Source organism: Ruminococcus bovis (assembly GCF_005601135.1).
In the GTDB taxonomy this organism is placed as follows: Bacteria; Bacillota; Clostridia; order Oscillospirales; family Acutalibacteraceae; genus Ruminococcoides; species Ruminococcoides bovis.
In genome coordinates this window covers 1,977,232-1,998,367 of record NZ_CP039381.1, presented here as the reverse complement: position 1 = coordinate 1,998,367, position 21,136 = coordinate 1,977,232, and the positions used below count along the sequence as shown (strand labels likewise).

Here is a 21,136-nt window from a genome sequence, read left to right as displayed (position 1 = left end):
CTTCTATACATTACTTTGCATAAATTTCATCAAAAATTCCACCGTCTGCAAAGTGCTTTTTCTGAACCTTTTCCCAACCACCAAAATCTTTGATAGTTACAAGTTTCATTGATAAATCAAATTTATCACTAAATTCTTTTAGAATTTTCTTATTAGTAGGTCGGTAATAATTTTTACCGGCTATACGCTGAGCATCATCACTGTAAAGGTACTTTAAATATTCTGTTGCAACATTTCTTGTACCTCTGTCATCAACTACATCATCTACAACTGCTACTGATGGTTGAGCCAAAATACTGATACTTGGTGAAATAATTTCGTATTCATCCTTATAATCCTGTAATGAAAGGTAAGCCTCATTCTCCCAAGCAATAAGTACATCACCTTGACCGTTTTCTATAAATGAAGTTGTTGCACCTCTTGCACCGGAATCTAGAACTAAAACATTCTGATATAACTTTTTGATAAATTCCTTAACCTTGGTTTCATCACCGTTATACTTTTCATTTGCATATGCCCATGCACCTAGGTAATTCCACCTTGCACCACCTGATGTTTTAGGGTTTGGTGTAATTACTCCTACACCATCCTTTACTAAGTCATCCCAATCGTGAATATTCTTAGGGTTGCCTTTATGAACAAGGAAAACTATTGTTGATGTATATGGTGCTGAGTCGTTCTTGAAGTTATTTACCCAACCTTTTTTAATTAAACCGGCATCCTCAATTGAATTTATATCATATTCAAGAGCTAAAGTTACCACATCAGCCTCTAGACCGTTTGCAACTTCTAGGGCTTGTTTACCTGAACCACCATGTGACTGAATAACTTCAACATCTTGCTGATGGGTTTTGTACCAATGCTTTGCAAAGATTTTGTTATATTCTTCGTAAAATTCTCTTGTAGGATCATAAGACACATTTACAATAGACACTTCACCATTCTTTGCTTTTGATGAACTACAACCTGAAAAAACTACTGCTGAAGTGCATAGTAAAGTAATTACTAAAAGCAATGATATTAAGTTTTTGGATAATAATTTTTTCATTTGGTTCACCTCAATAATAATTTAATACATTACCTATCTGTTTAGTATGCTATGTTGTATATTATATTATCACATTACTTAAATGTCAAGAAGTATTCCTATTATTTCGATATGTTTTGTGTATATTCGTAATATTGTATAATATGTGAAAATATCAATATAATAATTTGTAGTTATTGCTAATATTATTAACAAAAGAAAAGAACAGTAGGTTTTCTACTGTTCTTACGAGTTAAATATAATCTTGCAAAGTTTTTGAACCTTGAATAATATTTCTTTCTTCAAAGGTTTTGTTGATTGTGTTTAGTACAACCTTTTTGTTGCCACTCCATAGAGGTGCAACTAATATTTTTTTATCACCATCACCTGTAAGTCTATGGATAATCACATTCTTAGGAATGATAGAAACTGCATCACATAGAATATCAATATACTGTTCCATAGTTAAGGCATTGAATTTACTGTCTTCATAATCTTTCAGTAAGTCTGTACCTTTTAGAATATGAAGTAGTTGAAGTTTAATACCGTCAGAATATTTACAGGCAAAATCAACTGTTCTTAACATATCAAGTTTACTTTCATTAGGTAGTCCTAAAATAATATGGGTTATAACTTCTATGCCTATATTTCTGAGTTTTGTTGCTGTATCAACATATACAGAATTTTCATACCCTCTACGGATATAATCAACTGAACTTTCTTTAATAGTTTGAAGTCCAAGTTCCACCCATACAGGTTTAATTTTATTTAGTTTTTCTAATAAAGATAAAACTTTTTCATCGACACAATCAGGTCTTGTTGCTACTGACAAGGCTACAATATCCTTATGGTTTATAGCCTCAGTAAATTTACTTTCCAGCACCTCTATCGGTGCATAAGTATTTGTAAAGGCTTGAAAATAAGCAATAAAGCAATTGTCTTTAGTTTTACTTCTTACTCTCTCTTTGCCTTGTTCAATTTGCTGTGTTATGGAAAGGTTTTTACTTGTTGCAAAGTCCCCTGAACCTTTTGCCGAACAAAATATACAACCACCTGTAGAAATTTTACCGTCACGATTAGGACAAGTAAAACCACCGTCTATGGAAATCTTGTAAACCTTTTTGCCTAATTTATTACGCAAATAATTATTTAGAGAATTGTACCTCATCACTTGAAACTTTCACCTTTATCGTTAAATACATCAAGTCTTGTAATACGATAAATTACATCATCACTATACTTTTCATTATAAGCATTAATAAATAATGTAGGGTTAATGTTGGTTGTACTACCTGCAGGTAGTAGCATATTGCACTTAACACAATCATCTTCTTTAGTTACATTGACCTTTAAGATATGAGGTTTTATGTCAATTTCTTTCAAACCTTTTTTCTTAGTTTTCTTCATAACAAGAATTTCAGGTTGATTAAGTAATTCTGTAAAGTTATTGTATAGAGTATCCAGGTCAACTGTTTCAGGATATAAAGTGATTTCAAAAAGTGCCTGAGCAATTTTACCGGCTTTCATAACAGGTTCAGTAACATCATAAACCTTGATACCGGAAGGTAGGCAATTATTAAGGGCAGAAATAATTTCTTCCTTATTATAATCATCATCAAGTAGCTTAATATCCATTGTTTCCTTTACACCTTTAAAGCCAAGAGAAAGTGGCAAAGCAAAGGTTACAAATGGGTGTGGGTTAAAACCTTCTGTATGCCAAATGTTAAGTTTGCTTTTGTGTAATGCTCTCATTACAACTCGGTTAAGGTCAAGGTGACTTATATACTTACATTCATTATCTTTAGTAAACCAAATTCTAACGGGTTTCAAAACAAACACCTCCACCATAACGATTTGCACCACATTTGCTACATTCTTGCCTACAGTTTGGTGTAGTTGTAGAGCAATAGGCCTTGTGACATTCGTCAATTAAAAATTGTTTTTTGATACCATAATCAATATGGTCCCAAGGTAAAACTTCATCAAAACTTCTTCTACGGTTAGCATAGAATGATGGGTCAATTCCACATTCTTCAAATAAATCTAACCATTTCTGTAAGTCAAAACATTCATTCCAACCATCAAAGTGGAAACCTCTTTCACAAGCAAGTTTCATAGCTTTACATAGTTTTCTGTCACCTCTTGCAAATACACCTTCTAGGAAACTTGTATCTGCATCATGGTAGTTAAAATTGATTTTCTTGCTTTCAATATGGTCAAGAATACTTTTCTGCTTTTCGTGAATTGTTGGAATAGTATCCTGTGGTTCCCATTGGAATGGAGTAAATGGCTTTGGTACAAAGCTGGATGCTGAAACTGTAACACTAACTGACTTACCCTTTGGTCTATCCTCAGTTTTGTAATATTCATCAACAACAGTTTTGCCAAGTGCCGGAATTGCATTTACATCGTCCATTGTTTCTGTAGGTAAACCAATCATAAAGTATAGTTTTACTCTTGTCCAACCACCTGAGAAAGCAGTTCTGCAAGTTTTTAGTAATTCATCTTCTTTTACATTCTTATTGATTGCATCTCTTAATCTTTGTGAACCGGCTTCCGGTGCAAAGGTTAAACCACTTTTACGAACTGTCTTAATCTTAGACATAATATCATCAGTAAAGCCGTCAACTCTAAGGGATGGTAATGAGATACTTACTTGTTCATCGACTGACCATTTATTTAATTCAGTAAGTAGTGGAACAATCTGAGTGTAGTCACTTGAGCTTAAAGATGAAAGTGAAACTTCATCATAACCTGTATTATTACATAGGTCGTGACATTGTTTGTTGATAGTTTCAGGTGACTTTTCTCTAACAGGTCTATAAAGGAAACCTGCTTGACAAAATCTACATCCACGAATACAACCTCTGAAAATTTCTTGCATTGCTCTATCGTGGACAATCTCAGTATTTGGCACAACAAAGTTATCAGGATAATAACTTTCGTCCATATTCATCATTAATCTTTTTTCAATTTTCTTTGGTGCACCATGGTTTGGTGTTACTGCTTTTAATGTACCGTCTTCGTTATAAGTTACATCATAAAGGGATGGCACATAACAACCCTTAATCTTAGATACTCTGATTAAGAATTCTTCTCTTGAAACATTTTCATCTCTGCATTGACGGTAAAGTTCCATAACTTCCATATCAACTTCTTCACCTTCACCAACAAAGAAAATGTCAATAAAGTCTGCAATAGGTTCAGGGTTACATACACATGGGCCACCTGCTACAACAATATTCTTTAGACCTAAGTCCATTCTGTCCTTTGAACAAATAGGAATATTGCCTAGCTTTAGCATATTAAGAACATTTGTAAATGAAAGTTCATACTGCAAAGTAAAACCGATAAAGTCAAAGTCAGATAGTGGGTCGCCACTTTCAAGTGCATATAGAGGAATGTTATGTTCTGTTAAAACTTCTTCCATATCAATCCATGGTGCAAAAACTCTTTCACACCAAATATATGGCACACTGTTAAACTGACTGTAAAGAATTTTCATTCCTAAATGGGACATACCTACTTCGTAAGTATCGGGAAAACAAAATGCAAATCGTACATCTACATCTTCCTTATTCTTTACAACTGCATTAAGTTCACCACCAACATATTTTGCCGGTTTCTGAACTTTTAATAAATATTTTTCTACTTCCTTATTAATCATAGTTACCTCTTGAAATAGCCTTTCTGTTGTAGATAGGTGTTAGGAATAAATACACACCTAAAAGTAAGAAAGAAAAATTATATCCTGTGTTAAATAATACTATTATACCTAAAGTGAAAATAGGTATTGCAAAAATCACTGTAAGTATATTTAAGATTATAACAGATTTTTCTTCAGAAATAAACTTATTTAATATAATATTTATTGCCTGTCCCCCATCTAATGTGGAAACAGGCAATAAGTTGAAAATTCCTATAAATAAATTTGATAAGGCAAATATCTTTATTGTTCTTATAAAGAATAAAAATAATATAAAGTTAAAAGCTACACCACTAAGGGTTATAATAAGTTCTTTACTAAAGCTAACATAATAATTAGACTTTATCTTTATATCAAATAATGAAAATTCTATTCTATCTACCTTTTGCTTTAAAACTAAAATGGCAAGAAGATGTCCTATTTCGTGAAAGAAAGAAGATAAAAAGCAACAGAAAATTCCACCACTTTTATCAAATATAAGGACTATAGTAAGTAAAGCAAAATAGTAAAATTGAAAAGAAATTTCTACACCTAAAAACCGTTTAACCATTATTTACAAAATAATCATTAAGGTTATTACCGTCAACAACCAATGAATCGTTAATCATATCACTGACACTGTTCATAATATTGCTGAAAAGGTCAGGTGCATAAGTTCTGGAACAATAAAGGAAAACGCCAAGAAGAATACATATAATCAGCTGACACAAAATAACAGTTGGCAGTGGTTTTTTCTTTTTTTCGGAAAAAACTTTTTCTTCACTACAAAATTCGTCATTATTCTTGTAGTCCTCGGGATTATAATATTCTCTGTTAGTGGTTTCTAAGAATTCTTTGTCATAAACAATTTCATCATTTCTATCGTACTGCATATTATCACCACTAAAATATATGCAATAAAAGGTTAATTATTCCTTGTGGTCAAGTCTTTTAAAGTCACCCTTTACAAGAGTGATAAAGAAGATAATACCAACAATAAGTGAACCGATTTCAGCTAGAGGGAAAGCATACCACATATCCTTTAGGCTGATACTTGATAGGAAGTAAGCAATAGGAACAATTAAGCATAGCTGACGAAGTAGTGACATAATAAGACTTCTGACGCCCTTACCTACTGCCTGGAATACACCTGAGAATACAATACCAAGTGCTGCAGGAATAAAGCATAGAGAGATAATTCTTAAAGCTACTGTACCAATATCAAGCATTTCTTCTGTTGGGTTAAACAGACCTAGAAGTACATCCGGAACAATTTGGAATACAATAAAACCGGCAGTCATAATAATTACTGCAAAGAGAATTGCCCACTTAATAGCACTGTACATTCTCTTTTTATCTCTAGCACCGTAGTTAAAACCGATAATAGGTGTTGAACCTTGGTTTAGACCGAATACAGGCATAAATACAAATGACTGAAGTTTGAAATAAACACCAAATACATTTGTTGCTGCATTCTTAGCTGCTACTGTGTCATTAGCTAATGAGATAATAAAGTTAATACCCATAACCATAAATGAACCGATAGCTTGCATAACCATTGCAGGTAAAGCAACTACATAAATGTTCTTTACTGTTTCTGCCTTAAATCTAAATCCTTTAACATGGATTTTTACAAGTTGTTTCTTGCCAAATAGGAAGAATAAGCAAAGTACTGCACTAATATGCTGAGCAATAATTGTTGCAATAGCAGCACCGGCTACACCTAAATCAAATGTGTAAATAAAGATTGGGTCAAGGATAATATTGACAACTGCACCTGTTAACTGACTAAGCATTGGCATAATCATATTACCTGTTGACTGCAAAACCTTTTCCAGCATACAAGTGATATTTGAACCTAATGAACCGATAAGTACAATTCTGATATAGGCTACACTGGCATCCATAATAGCTTGGTCATTTGTATATAGTGAGATAAATGGTTTTGCTACAAATATACCAATAAGAACAAATATAAACCAGTCAATAAATGTTAAGAAAAATCCATGAGTTGCTGCTGAGTCAGCTTGTTCTTGATGTTTTGCACCAAGTCTTCTGGCGATTAGTGAGTTAACACCAACACCTGAACCAACTGCTACAGAAATAAGAATCATCTGTAATGGATAAGCAATATTAACAGAAAGTAGTGAGTCATTACCGGTTAAAATACTGTTGCTATAGTTACTAACGAACATACTATCAACAATGTTGTATAGTGCCTGAATAAGCATACTAAACATTGCAGGTAAACTCATACCTAAAATAAGTTTGAACATTGGGGCAGTACCCATTTTATTTTGTTTAGTTCCTTCCATTTTTCATTTCCTTTCCTTTTTTATATAGTAAGTAAATCAAAATCAACAAGGTGGATACTATTATACCCGTAACTGCACCTGAAAAATCAAGTAGCACATCTGTTACTTGTCCACTTCTACCGGGTACATTAAGTTGTATTGTTTCGTCAATTACTGCTGTAAAAAGAGTAACAAACAATTTTATGAAAATTCCACCGGTTGGTTTCTTGAAGAAAGAATATACAGTAAAAGAGGTTAAAAAGCCAAGAACTGAATATTCCGTAAAGTGTGCCATTTTTCTGACAATATGGTCTGTTAACTGAAAAGGTATTAAATTAGTTAGCCAGTCAGTAACTGCACCTGACTCCTCAGCACTGAGAGTTGCCGGGGTTAATGAATGCATAAAAATAAAAGCAACAACACATAAAGTCAAAATTATGAGTATAATTGCTTTTAATTTATCTTTTTTGCTCATATGTAAAGATTTCATAGCACACTCCTTCACAATACACTATTATTTTACAAAGATTTAACAAGAAAGTCAACGAAATCTATTGATAAATTGAATAAATTAATATATAATATTTTAGTAATAATGACCGATAGGAGAATGTTATGGAATCATTTATTAATATGTTAAACGATACGCTACATATGAACGGACAGTTGTTCTGTTTCTTAGTATCATTGTTTCCTATTTTGGAACTTCGTGGTGGACTGATTGCTGCTGCTCTATGTAAAGTACCACTATGGCAAGCATTGCCAATTTGCATTATTGGTAACTTCTTACCAATCCCATTCGTAGTACTGTTTATTGAAAAGCTACTAAAGTTCTTGAGAAAAACTAAGTTAAGTCCTGTTGTTAAGTTTGTTGACTTCCTAGAGAATAAAGCAAACACAAGTGCTCCAAAAATTATGAAGTACAAAACCTTCGGTCTTACAGTATTTATCGGTATTCCACTTCCTGTAACAGGTGCTTGGACAGGTGGTCTTGTAGCCGGTTTATTTAATTTTAGTTTAAAGCAAACATTTATTGCTACTATTTTGGGACTATGTATGTCAGCAACTATTATGACAATTATCACTTACGGTATTCCTTGGATTGTAACAACATTTAACATTCCATCAAGTGTTGTTGTAGCTGCTCTTTGTGGTATTGTTGCAGTAGTAATTGGTATCTTTGTTGTAAGACATATTCTAAAGAAGAAAAAGGCAAAATAAAATTATATTAAAATTTTAGATAGTGGGAGCAATCCCACTATTGTTTTTTATGAGGAAATATATGAAGTATGATGTTGTAATAATCGGTGGTGGTGCATCAGGTATTGTAGCAGCTATTGAAGCTAAAAAGCAATACGAAAATGTTGCCATTATTGAAAAGGAAAGTAGAATCGGCAAGAAAATTTTAGCTACAGGTAACGGTAAATGCAATATGACAAATATAGGTGCTAAAATCAAAGATTATCACGGTAGCTTTAGCTATGGGATTAAAAATTTATTTTCTGAATATTCTCCTAAATATATAGTAAATTATTTTAACAGTATGGGTTTATATACCTTTGCAGATAATTGTGGCAGAGTTTATCCCAAATGTAAACAAGCCTCAGCAGTTTTGGATATTCTTAGAAACAGACTTTATCAAGAGGATATTGAGGTTTATACAGACTGTAGGGTAACTGATATTTCAGTTGGTGAAACCTTTGAAATTAAGACTAATCTATATAAATTCAGTTGTGACAAATTAATTATTGCTACAGGTGGCAAAAGCAGTCCTAACCTTGGTAGTGACGGTAGTATGTATTCACTTGTAGAAAACTTAGGCCACACTATTACCAAGCTAAAACCTGCACTTTGCCCTATTAATGTAAAGTCTGATATTCTAAAAACTATCAAAGGTGTTAGGGCTGACGGCAAAGTATCTGTTATGAAAAAAGGTAAAGTAGTTAAAAGTGATAGTGGTGAAATTCAGTTTACAGGTGAAAGTATTTCAGGTATTTGTGCATTTAATCTTAGTTATCTTGACTATGATACAGTAAGAGTTTCCTTAATGCCTGACTACAGTAAAAATGAAATTATTGATATTTTAAAAGAAAGAAGAACTTTATTTAAAGACAACAGTATTGAGGACTTTTTCCTTGGTATGTTTAACAATAAACTTTCTGTTGCATTATTAAAGGTTGGAAAAATGGGTTCTTTCAACAGAAAGTGTAATGATATATCAAACAAAGAAATTGAAAATCTTGCAAGACTTATAAATGAATTTGACTTTGTTACTACCGGTAAAAATGACTACTCAAAAAGTCAGGTTACTTGTGGTGGTGTATCAGGTAAAGAAATCAACACTAATACTTTGGAAAGTCTATATATTCCTAACCTATATTTTTGTGGTGAGATTATTGACATTGATGGCATTTGTGGTGGATACAATTTACAATTTGCTTTTGCCTCAGGAATGAAAGCCGGTGCTTTAGAATGATAAGAATAAATAATTTACGACTATCTCCTAATTACAAGGAAGATGAACTAATTAAGAAAATAGTTAAGGAACTTAACTGCAAAAAAGATGAAATAGTTAGCTATGAACTTTTCAAGTTATCTATTGATGCCAGAAAGAAAAGTGATGTTCACTTCTTGGCTACTGTTGATGTTAAGGTTAAGAATGAAAATTCCACACTAAAGAGAACAAAAAGCAAAAAGGTTTCTGAAAGTAAAATCTACAAATATGAGCAACCTATTTGTAAAAATAACAGTAGCAACACAGTTGTTGTTGGAGCAGGACCTGCCGGATTATTTGCAAGTTTAATACTTGCAAGGTCAGGTGCTAAAGTAACTCTCATTGAAAGAGGTATGGACATTGACACTAGGACAAGTGATGTTGATACATTTTGGAATGGTGGCAAGTTAAACACTAATTCTAATGTTCAATTTGGTGAAGGTGGTGCAGGTGCTTTTTCTGACGGTAAGTTAACTACCGGTACTAAGGACAAGAGAGTTAGAAAGTTATTTGAAGAATTTGTCAGTCATGGTGCACCTAAAGACATTATGTACAATGCTAAACCTCACATTGGTACTGACAAGTTAAAGCCTACTATTAAAAACATTAGAGAAGAAATTAAGTCACTTGGTGGCACTGTTTTATTTGGCACTTGCTTAAATAGAATTAATCTTAAAGACAACAAAGTTAAGTCAATTATTGCTACAAGTGATGGTCAAGAAAAAGAGATTTTTTGTGACAATATTATTCTTGCAATCGGTCATTCGGCTAGAGATACCTTTAGGATGATTAAGGATATGAACCTTTCTATTGAGGCAAAACCCTTTGCAGTAGGTGCAAGAATTGAACATTTACAAGAAAAAATTGACATTGCACAATATGGTGAATTTGCAAAATGCAAAAAACTGACACCATCAGTATATAAGCTAAACAGTCACCTTGAAAACGGCAGAGGTGTTTATACATTTTGTATGTGTCCCGGTGGTTTGGTTGTACCGGCTCAAAGTACAGAAGAAACTGTTGTTACTAACGGTATGAGTTATTATGCAAGAGATGAAGTGAATTCTAACTCTGCCCTACTTGTTGGGGTCAATCCTAATGACTTTGGTGATGATGTACTGTCAGGAATGTACTTTCAAGAAGAAATTGAGAGAAAGGCATTTTTAGTTGGTGGCAGTGATTACAAAGCACCTGTACAAAAGGTTGGGGACTTTCTCAACAATAAAGTTAGTGACAGCTTTGGTGAGGTGTTGCCATCATATAAAATCGGTACAAAGTTCTGTAAAATGTATGATGTGTTACCGGAATTTATCACTAATTCTATGAGAAGTGGTATTATACAAATGGATAAAAGGCTTAAAGGCTTTGCTGACAATGATGCATTACTAACCGGTGTTGAGTCAAGAAGTTCATCACCTATTAGAATTCTTCGTGACAGAGAAAGCCTTGAAAGTGTTAGCGTAGAGGGGCTTTATCCTTGTGGTGAAGGTGCAGGTTATGCAGGTGGTATTGTTTCTGCCGGTGTTGACGGTATTAAATGTGCAGAAAAAATCATTGAAAAATTGAATAGGTGATTTATATTTTTTGTTGTAAATTATAAATCAATGATATAAATTTATGGCTCACAGATGTAGGGGCGAACATTGTTCGCCCGTTTAATAGTAAAATGTTTTATGTAACTTAGTCCTATGTAGAAACCAGAAATTACCACTTGCTACACAGGACATAATACCTTTATAAAGGTTGATTTGCTCGGTCCAACAATGTTGGACCCTACACCTGTGAGTCAGAGTATAATATGATTTTAGGTAAGTATTCTCACTATGAATTTTCCTTTACACTCAATAAAAAATAAACTCTTTTACAAGCACAATACTAAAAACAAATTTACCTGTACGCACATACAAAATTGAAAAACCCTAATTTATCTAACTAGCCTTAACACAAAATTTAATTTAAAAACTAATTCATAACATAAAGAGAAAAGCTCCCGATTGGGAGCTTTTTGTTTTAATATTTTGTTTTAATACTTTTATTTTTAATCGGTTGTAAACAATCGTATATTTTATGCTTTATATTGGCTAAATCTTATTCTTATGAAATTAGTAACTACTGATACATAACATAACTACAACAATCAATCGCACCACACAATTAAGCACACTAAAAAATAGAGCAATTACACAATCACTTTATTGACATTCCTAAGTTATATGCATCAAGTAGGGATTTATTTTCTTTGATTGCACCTTTCTGTCTAACATCTGTTACTAGGACTTTGCCTAAGTCATTAAGTTTAAAGTAACTAAGCACAAGGCTATACTGAACTAGGATTGAGTCAAAAACTTGTGGAAGTGATGCACCGGCAACTAAAAGCAAAGCCATATTCTTAACAGAAAAAGTATTTCTCATTGGAGTATGTAGTCTGTCAATAAGTGCTTTCAGTTGTGCAGAAATTCCGTAAAAATACACAGGAGAAGCAATTACTAATGTGTCACATTCTTTCAATTTTTCGTAGATAATTTTCATATCATCATTTTGTGCACAAACATTACCATCACTGTTTTGGCAATATTCACAACCTACACAAGGATTAATTTTGTAGTCTGCTACTGAAATAATTTCCACAGAATTGTGCTTTTCTGCACCTTGTTTAAAGGCATTTGCTAAAAGTTCTGTATTGCCGTTTTTCCTGACGCTACCTACTAAAATAAGAATTTTACTCATAAAATCACCTTGAATATAAACTACCTAAATTATATCACATAAAGGTAATTTTGCAAAATAGAGTTTATACTTTATTCTCTAACCTATATTCACTGACGGTTTTACCTGTCCATACTGTAAAGGCTCTAATAAATGAAGTGATTTCTTGATAACCAAGTAAAAATGCAATATCTTCTGTTGTCATATCAGTATTAGCCAAGTAAGTTTTGGCAAGTAATTCCCTTGTATGGTTAAGTTGCTTTTGGAATGATGTTTCTTCTTTTTGGAGATTTCGTTGCAATGTACGCTTACTGTAACCTAGTTTCCTAGCTACATCATCAATAGTACATTCACCTGTTGGAAGTAACTCCATTAATGCACTACGAACTTTGGCAGAATAAGTATCATCAGTTTCCATCATTGAAAGTCTGCGTCTTAATTCCGGTTCAAAAAATTCCCACATAGACTCGTTATAACTGATAAAAGGTTTTGGTGCATCTTCCTTAGAAAAAGTAATAGTGTTTCTGTCTGTAATGACAATAGGAGTACCGATAAATTCTTCATAAGAATTATTATGGAATTTCTCAGTTGTTGTTACTTTGATAGGAATTATATTTTCTTTAGTTGCTTTACGAATTAGGTGAGTGATAAATACAAACTCTATACCGATTAATATTTCAGGTAATTTTAATTCTTTATCAGAAGATAAAATTTCTACTGTTACTTCATTCTCATTTTCTTCAACATTATATATCAAAGCACCGATTAACGGTTTATACTGAGCTAATCGTTTAACACAAGCTAAGGAATTCTTGCTACAATAGGAAGCAAAAATAGGTGGTGAAAAGGTTTCTATTCCCTCTGCTGATGCCAAAATAATTGGTGTTTTAGGATTTTCAGAAAGAACATCTATGGCATTCATAAAACGGAAATACTCTTCTGCTGTTAAACTTGGTGATTGTCTGGAAAACAAGTCTTGAGGCAGTATAGCTTTTCTTAAGACTTCATCAACAGACATTCCCATATTTGTAAGATATGTGCCATAGTTCTTATCAATTAAAAAATGTTTCACCTTTATCTCCTTAATAATACTAATTCAGATTAACTAAAATGTTTAATAACCCAATCAAACATTCTGTCACCAAAAATTTTATGTGTCCATACCATTGGTTTTGCACCAAAACCAACAAGGTATCTTGTTCTTGGTTTGCGTTTTGTTACTGCTTTACGAACTGTTTTTGCAATCAATTCAGGTTTTGAAAGCATATTACCGGAATAATTTTTAATCATACCAACGGAAGCTTTATTAGCCATTTCTGCATATGCACCTTTGGCTGAAGTTTTCTTTAAATTATTGGCTGCTATAATGCCCCAATCAGTCTTGATTCCACCCGGCTCAACAACAACTACATCAATACCAAAAGGCTTTAGTTCCATTCTAAGGCAATCAGATAAACCCTCAACTGCATATTTAGTTGCATGATACCAACCACCGAATTTTGTCCATATCTTACCACCCATTGAGGAAATATTAATAATTTTGCCGTAATGATTTTTTCTCATTGATGGTGTAACAAGTTGAATAAGTCTTGCCATACCAAATAGATTTACTTCAAACTGTCTTTTACCCTCACTAATAGGTACATCTTCAATAGCACCATAAGAACCATAACCTGCATTATTAACAAGTACATCAATTGTACTTTCTTTAGAAAGTATTGTATTAACACAACTGACAATTGAATTGTCTTCTGTTAAATCAAGTGAAATGGGTGTGATGCCAATTTCTTTTAAATCATTCATTTTTTCAGTTCTTCTTGCACCGGCATAAACTTTAAATCCGATACTTTGCAAATCTCTTGCAATCATTTTGCCTATGCCACTTGATGCTCCTGTTACTAAAGCTACTTTTCTCATAATGATAACCTCCGTTATTTGATGGTTTCATTATAAATGAAAAGCAAGGCATACTACATATCATAGTATGCCATTATCTTTGCAATTTGTGCCAAGTTACACTTCTACAAAATCACCTAAGGTGATTGAATAGATTATGCATTTAGAAACTTTGTATGGAGTACACTGTTCCATAGCATTTTTGTAAAGTAAAAGTTGCTGAGAATACAGTTCCTTTAGTTCTGAGACATCCTTAATTCTATCGGTTTTGTAGTCAACAATTACTAGTGAATTATCCTCTACAAATGCTAAGTCAACTGCACCTTGTAGGATAATTTTTTGGTCAGAGAAATTATCCGGTACATTTTCTAATGCATCTTTTGCTAAGATTTTTGTATAGAACTTAAACTCACGATATACCTTTTCGGAATTTACAATTCTATCTGTTAAAGGTGAATTTACAAGGTTTAGTAGTTTATTACGGTCAAGTACTTCACCTTGTCTTTTAGTGATAAAGCCTTTAGAAATTAATCTTTCTATTTCACTGTCAAAGTTATTTCTTGCATTTTTAAAGTCAATATACTGCAATGCTGAATGTACTGCTGTACCTCTTTCAGTTGGTGTCATTGACTTTTCGGACATAAAATCAGGTCGTGCAAGAACTTTCTTAAACCTTTCCTTAGAAATATTGTGGCTAATATCAGATACTGCAACTTTTGTTGGGATAGTATTGATACCATCATTCTTGTACTTATACTCAATTCTGTCTTTGATAATAGTATCAATATAATCATCAGTTACTTCTGTATCTTGGGTAGTGGTAGTTTCACATTCTTCCTGAACTTTTTCCTCACTATTCACACCTTTAATATAATTTATATCCCACTTAGGGCAAGGTTTGAATTTAGAGAAATAATTAATATCTGCAATTTTCCTAAGTTCACTGCCATCTGTTTGGATAAGACCACACATAATTAACCAATCAGAAATTTTGTTAGCTGAAGACACTGCATAAGGTGAAATCTTCTCAGTATCTGAAATATATGCACCCATCTTGTTAATATAATTTGCCATATTCTTATCGGTACATATCATATGAAGTTCTTCTCTTGCTCTTGTTAGGGCAACATAAAGGACTCTTAATTCCTCAGCCTTTTCACTGTTCTTAATTTCAATAGAAGTTGCAACCTTTGGCAAGGTGTTGTATCGGATTGAATTTTCATAATCTTTAGCTTTTAGTGAGAAACCTAAATCCTTATGAATAAGCACATTGTCGTTAGAGTCGCTGACAAACTTTCTTGTAGTATTGGCTAAGAATACAAATGGAAATTCAAGACCTTTACTACCGTGAATACTCATAATTTTTACTGCATTTAGGTCACTGTCTTCACCTGTTTTACTGGCATTTAAATCACTTTCTTGCTTAACAAGGTTATCAATATAAGTTACAAATGCTGATAGTCCTTTGTAGCCACTTGACTCATAATTTGTTGCATATTCTTTAAACAGAAGAATATTGTTGTATGGCACATCTGTTTCTGACACACCATCAAAAATTGAAGTATAGAAGGTTTCTTCAAAAATTCTGTCAAGTAAAGTATGAACAGGCATTGTTACTGCATATGTACGAAATCTGTCTAAGTCATCAAGCAATCTTTTTGCCTTTTCACTGCCATTTTCTGCAAAGGTTACTAGTGAATTATAAATTCTTTTCTTCCTATCTTCTGTACGCATTAAAGCAAGTTCATCACCTGTAAAGCCATAAAGAGGACTTGCCATAACAGAAAGCAAAGGAATATCTTGTAATGGGTTATCAATAATTCTTAGTAGATTGGTGATAATAACAATTTCACGATTTTGTAGAAAACTTTCGCTAACTGTTGAAGTGGCTTGAATACCCCACATTTTCAATCTATTAACATAAATATGGGCATACTTATTTGCACTTCTAAGTAGGATTGCAAAGTCGCCGTCATTAGCAGGTCTTAACTCTCCTTTATCATAAACACTTCTCCGGGCTTTAATACGGAAAATTTCTTTTGCTATAAAGTCAGCCTCTACAATACACTTATCGGTTTCTTCTTCATAGTCCATATCAATTAGATTTAGAGAAACTTTGGTTTCATCAGTATCGTTATAAGTTGCACCACAAACTAAAGTTTCTTCCTCATTATATTCAATGTCACCACAATCCTTAGACATTATTGAGTCAAAAACAAAGTTAACTGAATCTGTGATTTCTTTTCTGGATCTAAAATTCTTTTCAAGAACTATTCTTCCCGGGTAGTTGTCCTTTTCTGCTACATAAAGAGGATATTTCTCTTTTCTGTCAATAAAGATTTTAGGCATAGCTTGTCTAAAGGAATAGATGCTTTGCTTCACATCACCTACAACAAACAAGTCCTCTTCCTCATTTGATACTGCTTTAAAAATAATATCCTGAACTTCATTTGCATCTTGGTATTCATCAACCATTACTTCATCAAACTGAGAAGCAATTTTATGTGCCATTTCTGTTAGAACTACCTTACCATCTTCCTCTTTCACAAGCAGTTTAAGAGTATAATGTTCAAGGTCACTATAATCAAGAATATTCTTTAGTTTCTTAAGCTCTTGGAATTTATGGTCAAACAAAAGAACTGTATTGAACATTTCTTCTACTACAGGTTTCAGTAAATCTAAATCAGCCTTACAACTTTCTTCATCATAGATAAAATACTTTGACAAATCAGAAACTATTTTCTTGTATTTATCACGATTTTCACTGATTTTTATTTTTGTTGGGTTATCCTTGTAACCTCTAACACTTGGAAATCTGCCAAAAGAACATTCAGAAACTAATTTATAAGCATCATCCCAGTTTCTGTCCTCAATAGCTGACATAATACCGGTTATAGTCATTTTATCTTCTGTAAGTGCAGTTGTTAAAGCTGACTGTAGCTTTTCATCAGTTGCAGAAAGTTCAAGGTTACTTTCAACTAAAGAAATTCCATAAGCAAGTGCTTGATAAGAATACTTAAAAATAATTTCTGCCCATATGGAAGTGGAAATATCAATATTGCTATTGTAGTAAGAAAGTTTTTCTTCAAGCCATGTATGAGGAAAAGGATGTGAACGCAAAAATTCATATAGTTTAAACACAACTTGCTTTAGTGCTTTATCGTCCTTGTTGTCGGAAAAAGCCTCTACAATATTTAGGAATGATAAATTATTTTCTTTAGAATAAAGAGTATCAAAAACATCATCAATAGCGTCATTCTTCAGTACAGAAAGTTCCCCATCATCAGCAATTCTAAAGTCTTTGCTAACACCTAGACTATAGAAATTTTCCCTTACTAACTGACTACAAAATGAATGGATTGTTGAGATATGGGCATTTTGTAGCTTTAGTTGCTGATAACGCAAATGAGAGTCATATGGATTTGCTTTAATTAAATCATAAAGTCTTGCAATAATTCTTTCTTTCATTTCGGCAGCTGCTGCTTTTGTATAGGTAACTACCAACATTCTGTCTGCCGGTGTTGGGTTCTTCTTGTCGGTAATTCTGTTGATTACTCTTTCAACAAGTACTGCTGTTTTACCTGAACCTGCTGAGGCAGAAACAAGAATAGAACCTTTAGTTGAATTTATGGCATTTTGCTGATTTTGTGTCCAATTAGGCATTTTCTTCTTCCTCCTCTTGTAGCATTTTCATTACTTCTTTTCTGGATAGCTTTGCAATATTTCTGCAATTTTTGCCGTCCTCATATCCACAAATTGAAAGGTAAGGACAGTATTTACAAGCATCATAATTATCACTTGCAGAAGTAAAATCTTTGGTTGGGTTATACTCAATATTACCCTTATGAAGTGTCTTTGCCATTTCTGTTAAGGTGTCATCAATGTTCTTAAAAATCTTGCCAAGTTCTGATAGGTCATAAAGATAATCAGCACCTGTATATCCACCTCTTGAGGACTTTTTCACCGGTATATACTTGGCTTTCTCTGTACTATCCATACCGATAATTACAGAGTCATTATTTAGGATAATACCGTTCATACGCAAGTTTTTGTCAAATTCATTAAGATTTTTTTCTGAATCATTTTTGTCATCAGAAGAAACAAACTTAGCCTTTGCCGGTTGATAAAGTACACCACAAGGCACAATATTATCACCAAAATAATCCTTACCGTTAGCCTTAATGGCAGAAAGATAAATAAGCATTTGCAAGTTAAGACCATACATAATATCACCGATTTTAAAGGTTTTTGAACCGGTTTTGTAGTCAATTACTCTTACAAACTTTTCACCGTTTTTATCCATTACATCTACTCTGTCTACTGAACCTCTCACAGAAAGTGAAGAGCCATCATCAAGGGTCAGCTTATAGGCAGGTATATCCTTACCTACATTTAATTCAAATGCAGTTGGTACAAATTCACTTTGGGAAAGTTCCTTTATAATATGAATCAGTAGCTTAATTGCATTGTCCTGAATTCTATAGAAAAGATACTTAAACCTTGCCGGTTTGTTGTCTATTCCACCTAATTCTTCCACTGCATAGTCGTTTAGATACTGAGAAATTATCTTTGCTATGTCCTTATTGCTTAGAGATACAAAGTCGGTTTTCTTATATTCTCTTAAAAATCTTTCCAGTAAATAGTGGGTTAAAGTACCATACTGTAAAGAATCTATTTCTGCCTTTTTTCTTTCTTCTGCCTTTAGTCCATACTGACAGAAATATTTAAACTTACACAAATGATAAGTCTCTACTTGAGAGGCTGAAAGGAATAAATCTTTGCCGAATAATTTTTCTGCAATATTTTCATCTTTAATTTGGATAGGATTATCCTGTAAAGTGTCTTTAATTGTAGCAATTTTTTCTTTATAATTTTCTTCTTGAGAAAAATAATTTTCCAAAGTTTTTTCTGTAATACTGTTGGACTTAATGTTATTTGCTACAAACTGAAAAGCTGAATTCTTGCTCCACAACATATCATCGGCAGTTAGAGAGTAATCACTTAAAGTAGTTACCTTTGGATATATTTCTTTCACTTCTCTTACTAATGATGATGGTGTTAGGAGTTCTCCTTGCAAGTTACTTGTTGAATAACTTACAAATAATTTATGTGATGGCAAGGTTAATGCATAGTAAGCAAGGTACATTTCTTTATAATTAAGTTCATCTACCGAGTCATTGACTTCCATACCTTTTTCAAGCAAAATCTTTCTTTCACTATCTGTAAAAACACCGTTAGCTGATGGTACTTGTGGGAAAATACCTTCGTTACAACCTATTACGAAAACTGCCTTTTTCTGTGGCATACGAACTCTCTCTACACCTGAAACAACAACTTCATCCATTGCTTTTGGGATAAATGCAATTGTACTGTTGTTGAATTGTAGCATCAGCAGTTCTGTATATTCTTTTAAAGAAAGTTTTTTGTCAGAAAGTAGATTTATCATTTTATCAAGGATATTCATTAGAATTTCCCATAATCTTCTTTGTTCTTCTGACAAAGGTAGGTTGCCACTTTCTTCTAAAGTTTCGCACATTGATACTATACTTTCAGGAATGTTGTAGTTTAGAAGTAGGTTATACAAATTCTTAGTAATAGTTGTGGCATTAGTATCCTTTGATTTTAACTGAAAATCTACTAATGGATTAATAACACCTTGTCTTACCTTGTTGATAATTTCCAGAGTCTTTCTGTCATCATCACTAAAGTCAGACACTAAACCTTGTGGATTATCTATAAAGTCATTCTTAAAATTACTGCCTTTAATATCCCACATTAGGATATAATTTTCGAATAAAGAAATTTCTTCTGAAGTAAATGGCATTAATCCTGACTTTAGGATATTTAGTACATTTTCTCTCTGATAAGAATTATTGATTGTTTCTAGGATTGAGGAAACTAATTTTATTAATGGTTTTGTGAAAATATCTTCCTCTTTATCCATAAAATAAGGAATATTATATTTATCAAAAACACTGTCAATAATGCCATCATAGGAATTGTCTTGTCTGTAAATAACTGCAATATCCTGATATGTATAGTCGTTATCAATAATTAATTCTCTGATATTTCTTGCTACAAAATCACATTCTGTATATTTATTTTTGCTTTCATACAGGAGAATATTATTAGTTCCTTGGTCAAGTGAAGTCTTTTCAATTCTATAAACATTCTTTAAAATTGGTATAAGTTCACTTGTTTCAAACCTATGATTTTCTGCTAAAACTATTGGAGAGGCAATCTTCACATCATTATCTCTGGCAATTTTTTTTAACTGATTAACTGTTCTTTCAGTTGTAAAGAAAAGTTCATTGTTGTTGGTTGAATCGGTATTTACGGTTATGTAAAAGTCTTTAGCATCTACCATTAATTTTGATAGAAATTCAAGTTCTACATTTGTAAAACCACTAAAAGAGTCAAGGGCAATTATGTAGTCCTTGAAAATATTATTTTCTAATAAAGAATTATATCCTTGGGTAATATAGTCATCAGGATCAACATAACTTTGACTTACCAATGCGTCAAAAGTATCACGAATTAGGCAAGTTTCTTTCAGCTTTGTTTTAAGGGTTTCATCCTCAATTTCACTTGCAGTTTCAAGAATTTTTTCACTTGTAATATTGCAAGTTTTGTATTCACTGACTGCTGAAAGCATAAGATTAATAAGTTCATTTTTATTTTTCGTATGAGAAAACAGTGGCAAGTTGTCCTGACATTCATCAATTGCCAATGACATAATAATTGACTTACCACCATCATCAAGTGGGATTTTGCCACTTGAACCGTTTACTGAAAATATATAATCACACAGACCTGTAAAGCCTTGTACATTTATATTAAGAGAGTCCTTTGGACCTAATAAATCAAGGAAAGTTCTCTGGGTATCAAAGGAACTTTGATCAGGTACAATGTAAAGAATATTTTTTTCACCGTTTTTCACCATATTGGCAAGAAGATTTGTTATATAAGTGGTTTTGCCTGAACCACTTTCGCCTTTAATAAAATTTAGCATTTTCATCACCATAAATATTGTA

General features: G+C 32.7%; 16 protein-coding genes. 3 read left to right on the top strand and 13 right to left on the bottom strand.

Annotated elements, in window-relative coordinates; translation table 11 throughout:
* Positions 1 to 10 precede the first annotated feature (10 nt).
* The 8 genes from E5Z56_RS09425 to E5Z56_RS09390 all read right to left on the bottom strand — a co-directional run bounded on the left by E5Z56_RS09425 (position 11) and on the right by E5Z56_RS09390 (position 7,496).
* Positions 11 to 1,048 carry a sulfate ABC transporter substrate-binding protein gene (locus tag E5Z56_RS09425; RefSeq protein ID WP_138157566.1) on the bottom strand — a complete coding sequence of 346 codons (1,038 nt, stop codon included), beginning with the start codon at positions 1,046 to 1,048 and terminating at the stop codon, positions 11 to 13.
* Between the two features lie 232 nt (positions 1,049 to 1,280).
* Positions 1,281 to 2,195: a TIGR01212 family radical SAM protein gene (locus tag E5Z56_RS09420; protein WP_138157984.1), complete on the bottom strand. Its 915-nt coding sequence runs from the start codon at positions 2,193 to 2,195 to the stop codon at positions 1,281 to 1,283.
* Positions 2,195 to 2,857, bottom strand: a complete 663-nt coding sequence (locus E5Z56_RS09415; protein ID WP_175405443.1) for a TIGR03936 family radical SAM-associated protein — start codon at positions 2,855 to 2,857, stop codon at positions 2,195 to 2,197. The genes E5Z56_RS09420 and E5Z56_RS09415 overlap by 1 nt, the downstream gene beginning before the upstream one ends.
* Positions 2,844 to 4,694, bottom strand: coding sequence for a TIGR03960 family B12-binding radical SAM protein (locus tag E5Z56_RS09410; RefSeq protein WP_138157564.1), 1,851 nt, complete (start codon positions 4,692 to 4,694; stop codon positions 2,844 to 2,846). Before E5Z56_RS09410 ends, E5Z56_RS09415 begins: the two co-directional genes overlap by 14 nt.
* Positions 4,687 to 5,283 (bottom strand): site-2 protease family protein, encoded by a 597-nt coding sequence (locus E5Z56_RS09405; RefSeq protein ID WP_138157563.1) that lies wholly within the window; start codon positions 5,281 to 5,283, stop codon positions 4,687 to 4,689. Before E5Z56_RS09405 ends, E5Z56_RS09410 begins: the two co-directional genes overlap by 8 nt.
* On the bottom strand, positions 5,276 to 5,605 hold the full coding sequence (locus E5Z56_RS09400; RefSeq protein ID WP_138157562.1) for a hypothetical protein: 330 nt from the start codon (positions 5,603 to 5,605) through the stop codon (positions 5,276 to 5,278). Before E5Z56_RS09400 ends, E5Z56_RS09405 begins: the two co-directional genes overlap by 8 nt.
* Positions 5,606 to 5,641: 36 nt before the next feature.
* Positions 5,642 to 7,027: an MATE family efflux transporter gene (locus tag E5Z56_RS09395; RefSeq protein ID WP_138157561.1), complete on the bottom strand. Its 1,386-nt coding sequence runs from the start codon at positions 7,025 to 7,027 to the stop codon at positions 5,642 to 5,644.
* Positions 7,014 to 7,496 carry a VanZ family protein gene (locus E5Z56_RS09390; protein WP_138157560.1) on the bottom strand — a complete coding sequence of 161 codons (483 nt, stop codon included), beginning with the start codon at positions 7,494 to 7,496 and terminating at the stop codon, positions 7,014 to 7,016. Before E5Z56_RS09390 ends, E5Z56_RS09395 begins: the two co-directional genes overlap by 14 nt.
* 125 nt (positions 7,497 to 7,621) lie before the next feature.
* Between E5Z56_RS09390 and E5Z56_RS09385 the strand changes: the two genes are divergently transcribed.
* The 3 genes from E5Z56_RS09385 to E5Z56_RS09375 all read left to right on the top strand — a co-directional run bounded on the left by E5Z56_RS09385 (position 7,622) and on the right by E5Z56_RS09375 (position 11,074).
* The gene (locus E5Z56_RS09385; protein WP_138157559.1) at positions 7,622 to 8,227 is read left to right on the top strand and encodes a COG2426 family protein; all 606 of its coding nucleotides are present in this window, start codon (positions 7,622 to 7,624) and stop codon (positions 8,225 to 8,227) included.
* A gap of 61 nt (positions 8,228 to 8,288) precedes the next feature.
* Entirely contained in the window at positions 8,289 to 9,482 is a 1,194-nt protein-coding gene (locus E5Z56_RS09380; protein ID WP_175405442.1) for an aminoacetone oxidase family FAD-binding enzyme, read from the top strand.
* A complete protein-coding gene (locus E5Z56_RS09375; RefSeq protein ID WP_138157557.1) occupies positions 9,479 to 11,074 on the top strand; it encodes an NAD(P)/FAD-dependent oxidoreductase in 1,596 nt (531 codons plus the stop codon). Before E5Z56_RS09380 ends, E5Z56_RS09375 begins: the two co-directional genes overlap by 4 nt.
* Positions 11,075 to 11,687: 613 nt before the next feature.
* Here the strand turns inward: E5Z56_RS09375 and E5Z56_RS09370 are convergent.
* The 5 genes from E5Z56_RS09370 to E5Z56_RS09350 all read right to left on the bottom strand — a co-directional run bounded on the left by E5Z56_RS09370 (position 11,688) and on the right by E5Z56_RS09350 (position 21,114).
* Positions 11,688 to 12,227, bottom strand: a complete 540-nt coding sequence (locus E5Z56_RS09370; RefSeq protein WP_138157556.1) for a flavodoxin family protein — start codon at positions 12,225 to 12,227, stop codon at positions 11,688 to 11,690.
* Positions 12,228 to 12,291: 64 nt separating this feature from the next.
* Entirely contained in the window at positions 12,292 to 13,278 is a 987-nt protein-coding gene (locus E5Z56_RS09365) for a helix-turn-helix transcriptional regulator (protein ID WP_232842428.1), read from the bottom strand.
* A 29-nt stretch (positions 13,279 to 13,307) separates the two neighbouring features.
* The gene (locus E5Z56_RS09360; protein ID WP_232842427.1) at positions 13,308 to 14,123 is read right to left on the bottom strand and encodes an oxidoreductase; all 816 of its coding nucleotides are present in this window, start codon (positions 14,121 to 14,123) and stop codon (positions 13,308 to 13,310) included.
* A gap of 96 nt (positions 14,124 to 14,219) precedes the next feature.
* Complete coding sequence (gene addA / locus E5Z56_RS09355; protein ID WP_138157554.1) at positions 14,220 to 17,765, bottom strand: helicase-exonuclease AddAB subunit AddA; 3,546 nt, start codon at positions 17,763 to 17,765, stop codon at positions 14,220 to 14,222.
* On the bottom strand, positions 17,758 to 21,114 hold the full coding sequence (locus E5Z56_RS09350; protein WP_175405441.1) for a PD-(D/E)XK nuclease family protein: 3,357 nt from the start codon (positions 21,112 to 21,114) through the stop codon (positions 17,758 to 17,760). Before E5Z56_RS09350 ends, addA begins: the two co-directional genes overlap by 8 nt.
* Between the last annotated feature and the right edge of the window lie 22 nt (positions 21,115 to 21,136).

What these genes read in the sequence shown, in the direction of transcription:
- E5Z56_RS09400 (WP_138157562.1), bottom strand. Translation starts at nt 5,605, where the DNA reads ATGCAGTACGATAGAAATGATGAAATTGTTTATGACAAAGAATTCTTA.
- E5Z56_RS09425 (WP_138157566.1), bottom strand. Translation starts at nt 1,048, where the DNA reads ATGAAAAAATTATTATCCAAAAACTTAATATCATTGCTTTTAGTAATT.
- E5Z56_RS09420 (WP_138157984.1), bottom strand. Translation starts at nt 2,195, where the DNA reads ATGAGGTACAATTCTCTAAATAATTATTTGCGTAATAAATTAGGCAAA.
- E5Z56_RS09405 (WP_138157563.1), bottom strand. Translation starts at nt 5,283, where the DNA reads ATGGTTAAACGGTTTTTAGGTGTAGAAATTTCTTTTCAATTTTACTAT.
- E5Z56_RS09410 (WP_138157564.1), bottom strand. Translation starts at nt 4,694, where the DNA reads ATGATTAATAAGGAAGTAGAAAAATATTTATTAAAAGTTCAGAAACCG.
- E5Z56_RS09390 (WP_138157560.1), bottom strand. Translation starts at nt 7,496, where the DNA reads ATGAAATCTTTACATATGAGCAAAAAAGATAAATTAAAAGCAATTATA.
- E5Z56_RS09395 (WP_138157561.1), bottom strand. Translation starts at nt 7,027, where the DNA reads ATGGAAGGAACTAAACAAAATAAAATGGGTACTGCCCCAATGTTCAAA.
- E5Z56_RS09380 (WP_175405442.1), top strand. Translation starts at nt 8,289, where the DNA reads ATGAAGTATGATGTTGTAATAATCGGTGGTGGTGCATCAGGTATTGTA.
- E5Z56_RS09350 (WP_175405441.1), bottom strand. Translation starts at nt 21,114, where the DNA reads ATGCTAAATTTTATTAAAGGCGAAAGTGGTTCAGGCAAAACCACTTAT.
- E5Z56_RS09370 (WP_138157556.1), bottom strand. Translation starts at nt 12,227, where the DNA reads ATGAGTAAAATTCTTATTTTAGTAGGTAGCGTCAGGAAAAACGGCAAT.
- addA (WP_138157554.1), bottom strand. Translation starts at nt 17,765, where the DNA reads ATGCCTAATTGGACACAAAATCAGCAAAATGCCATAAATTCAACTAAA.
- E5Z56_RS09360 (WP_232842427.1), bottom strand. Translation starts at nt 14,123, where the DNA reads ATGAGAAAAGTAGCTTTAGTAACAGGAGCATCAAGTGGCATAGGCAAA.
- E5Z56_RS09375 (WP_138157557.1), top strand. Translation starts at nt 9,479, where the DNA reads ATGATAAGAATAAATAATTTACGACTATCTCCTAATTACAAGGAAGAT.
- E5Z56_RS09385 (WP_138157559.1), top strand. Translation starts at nt 7,622, where the DNA reads ATGGAATCATTTATTAATATGTTAAACGATACGCTACATATGAACGGA.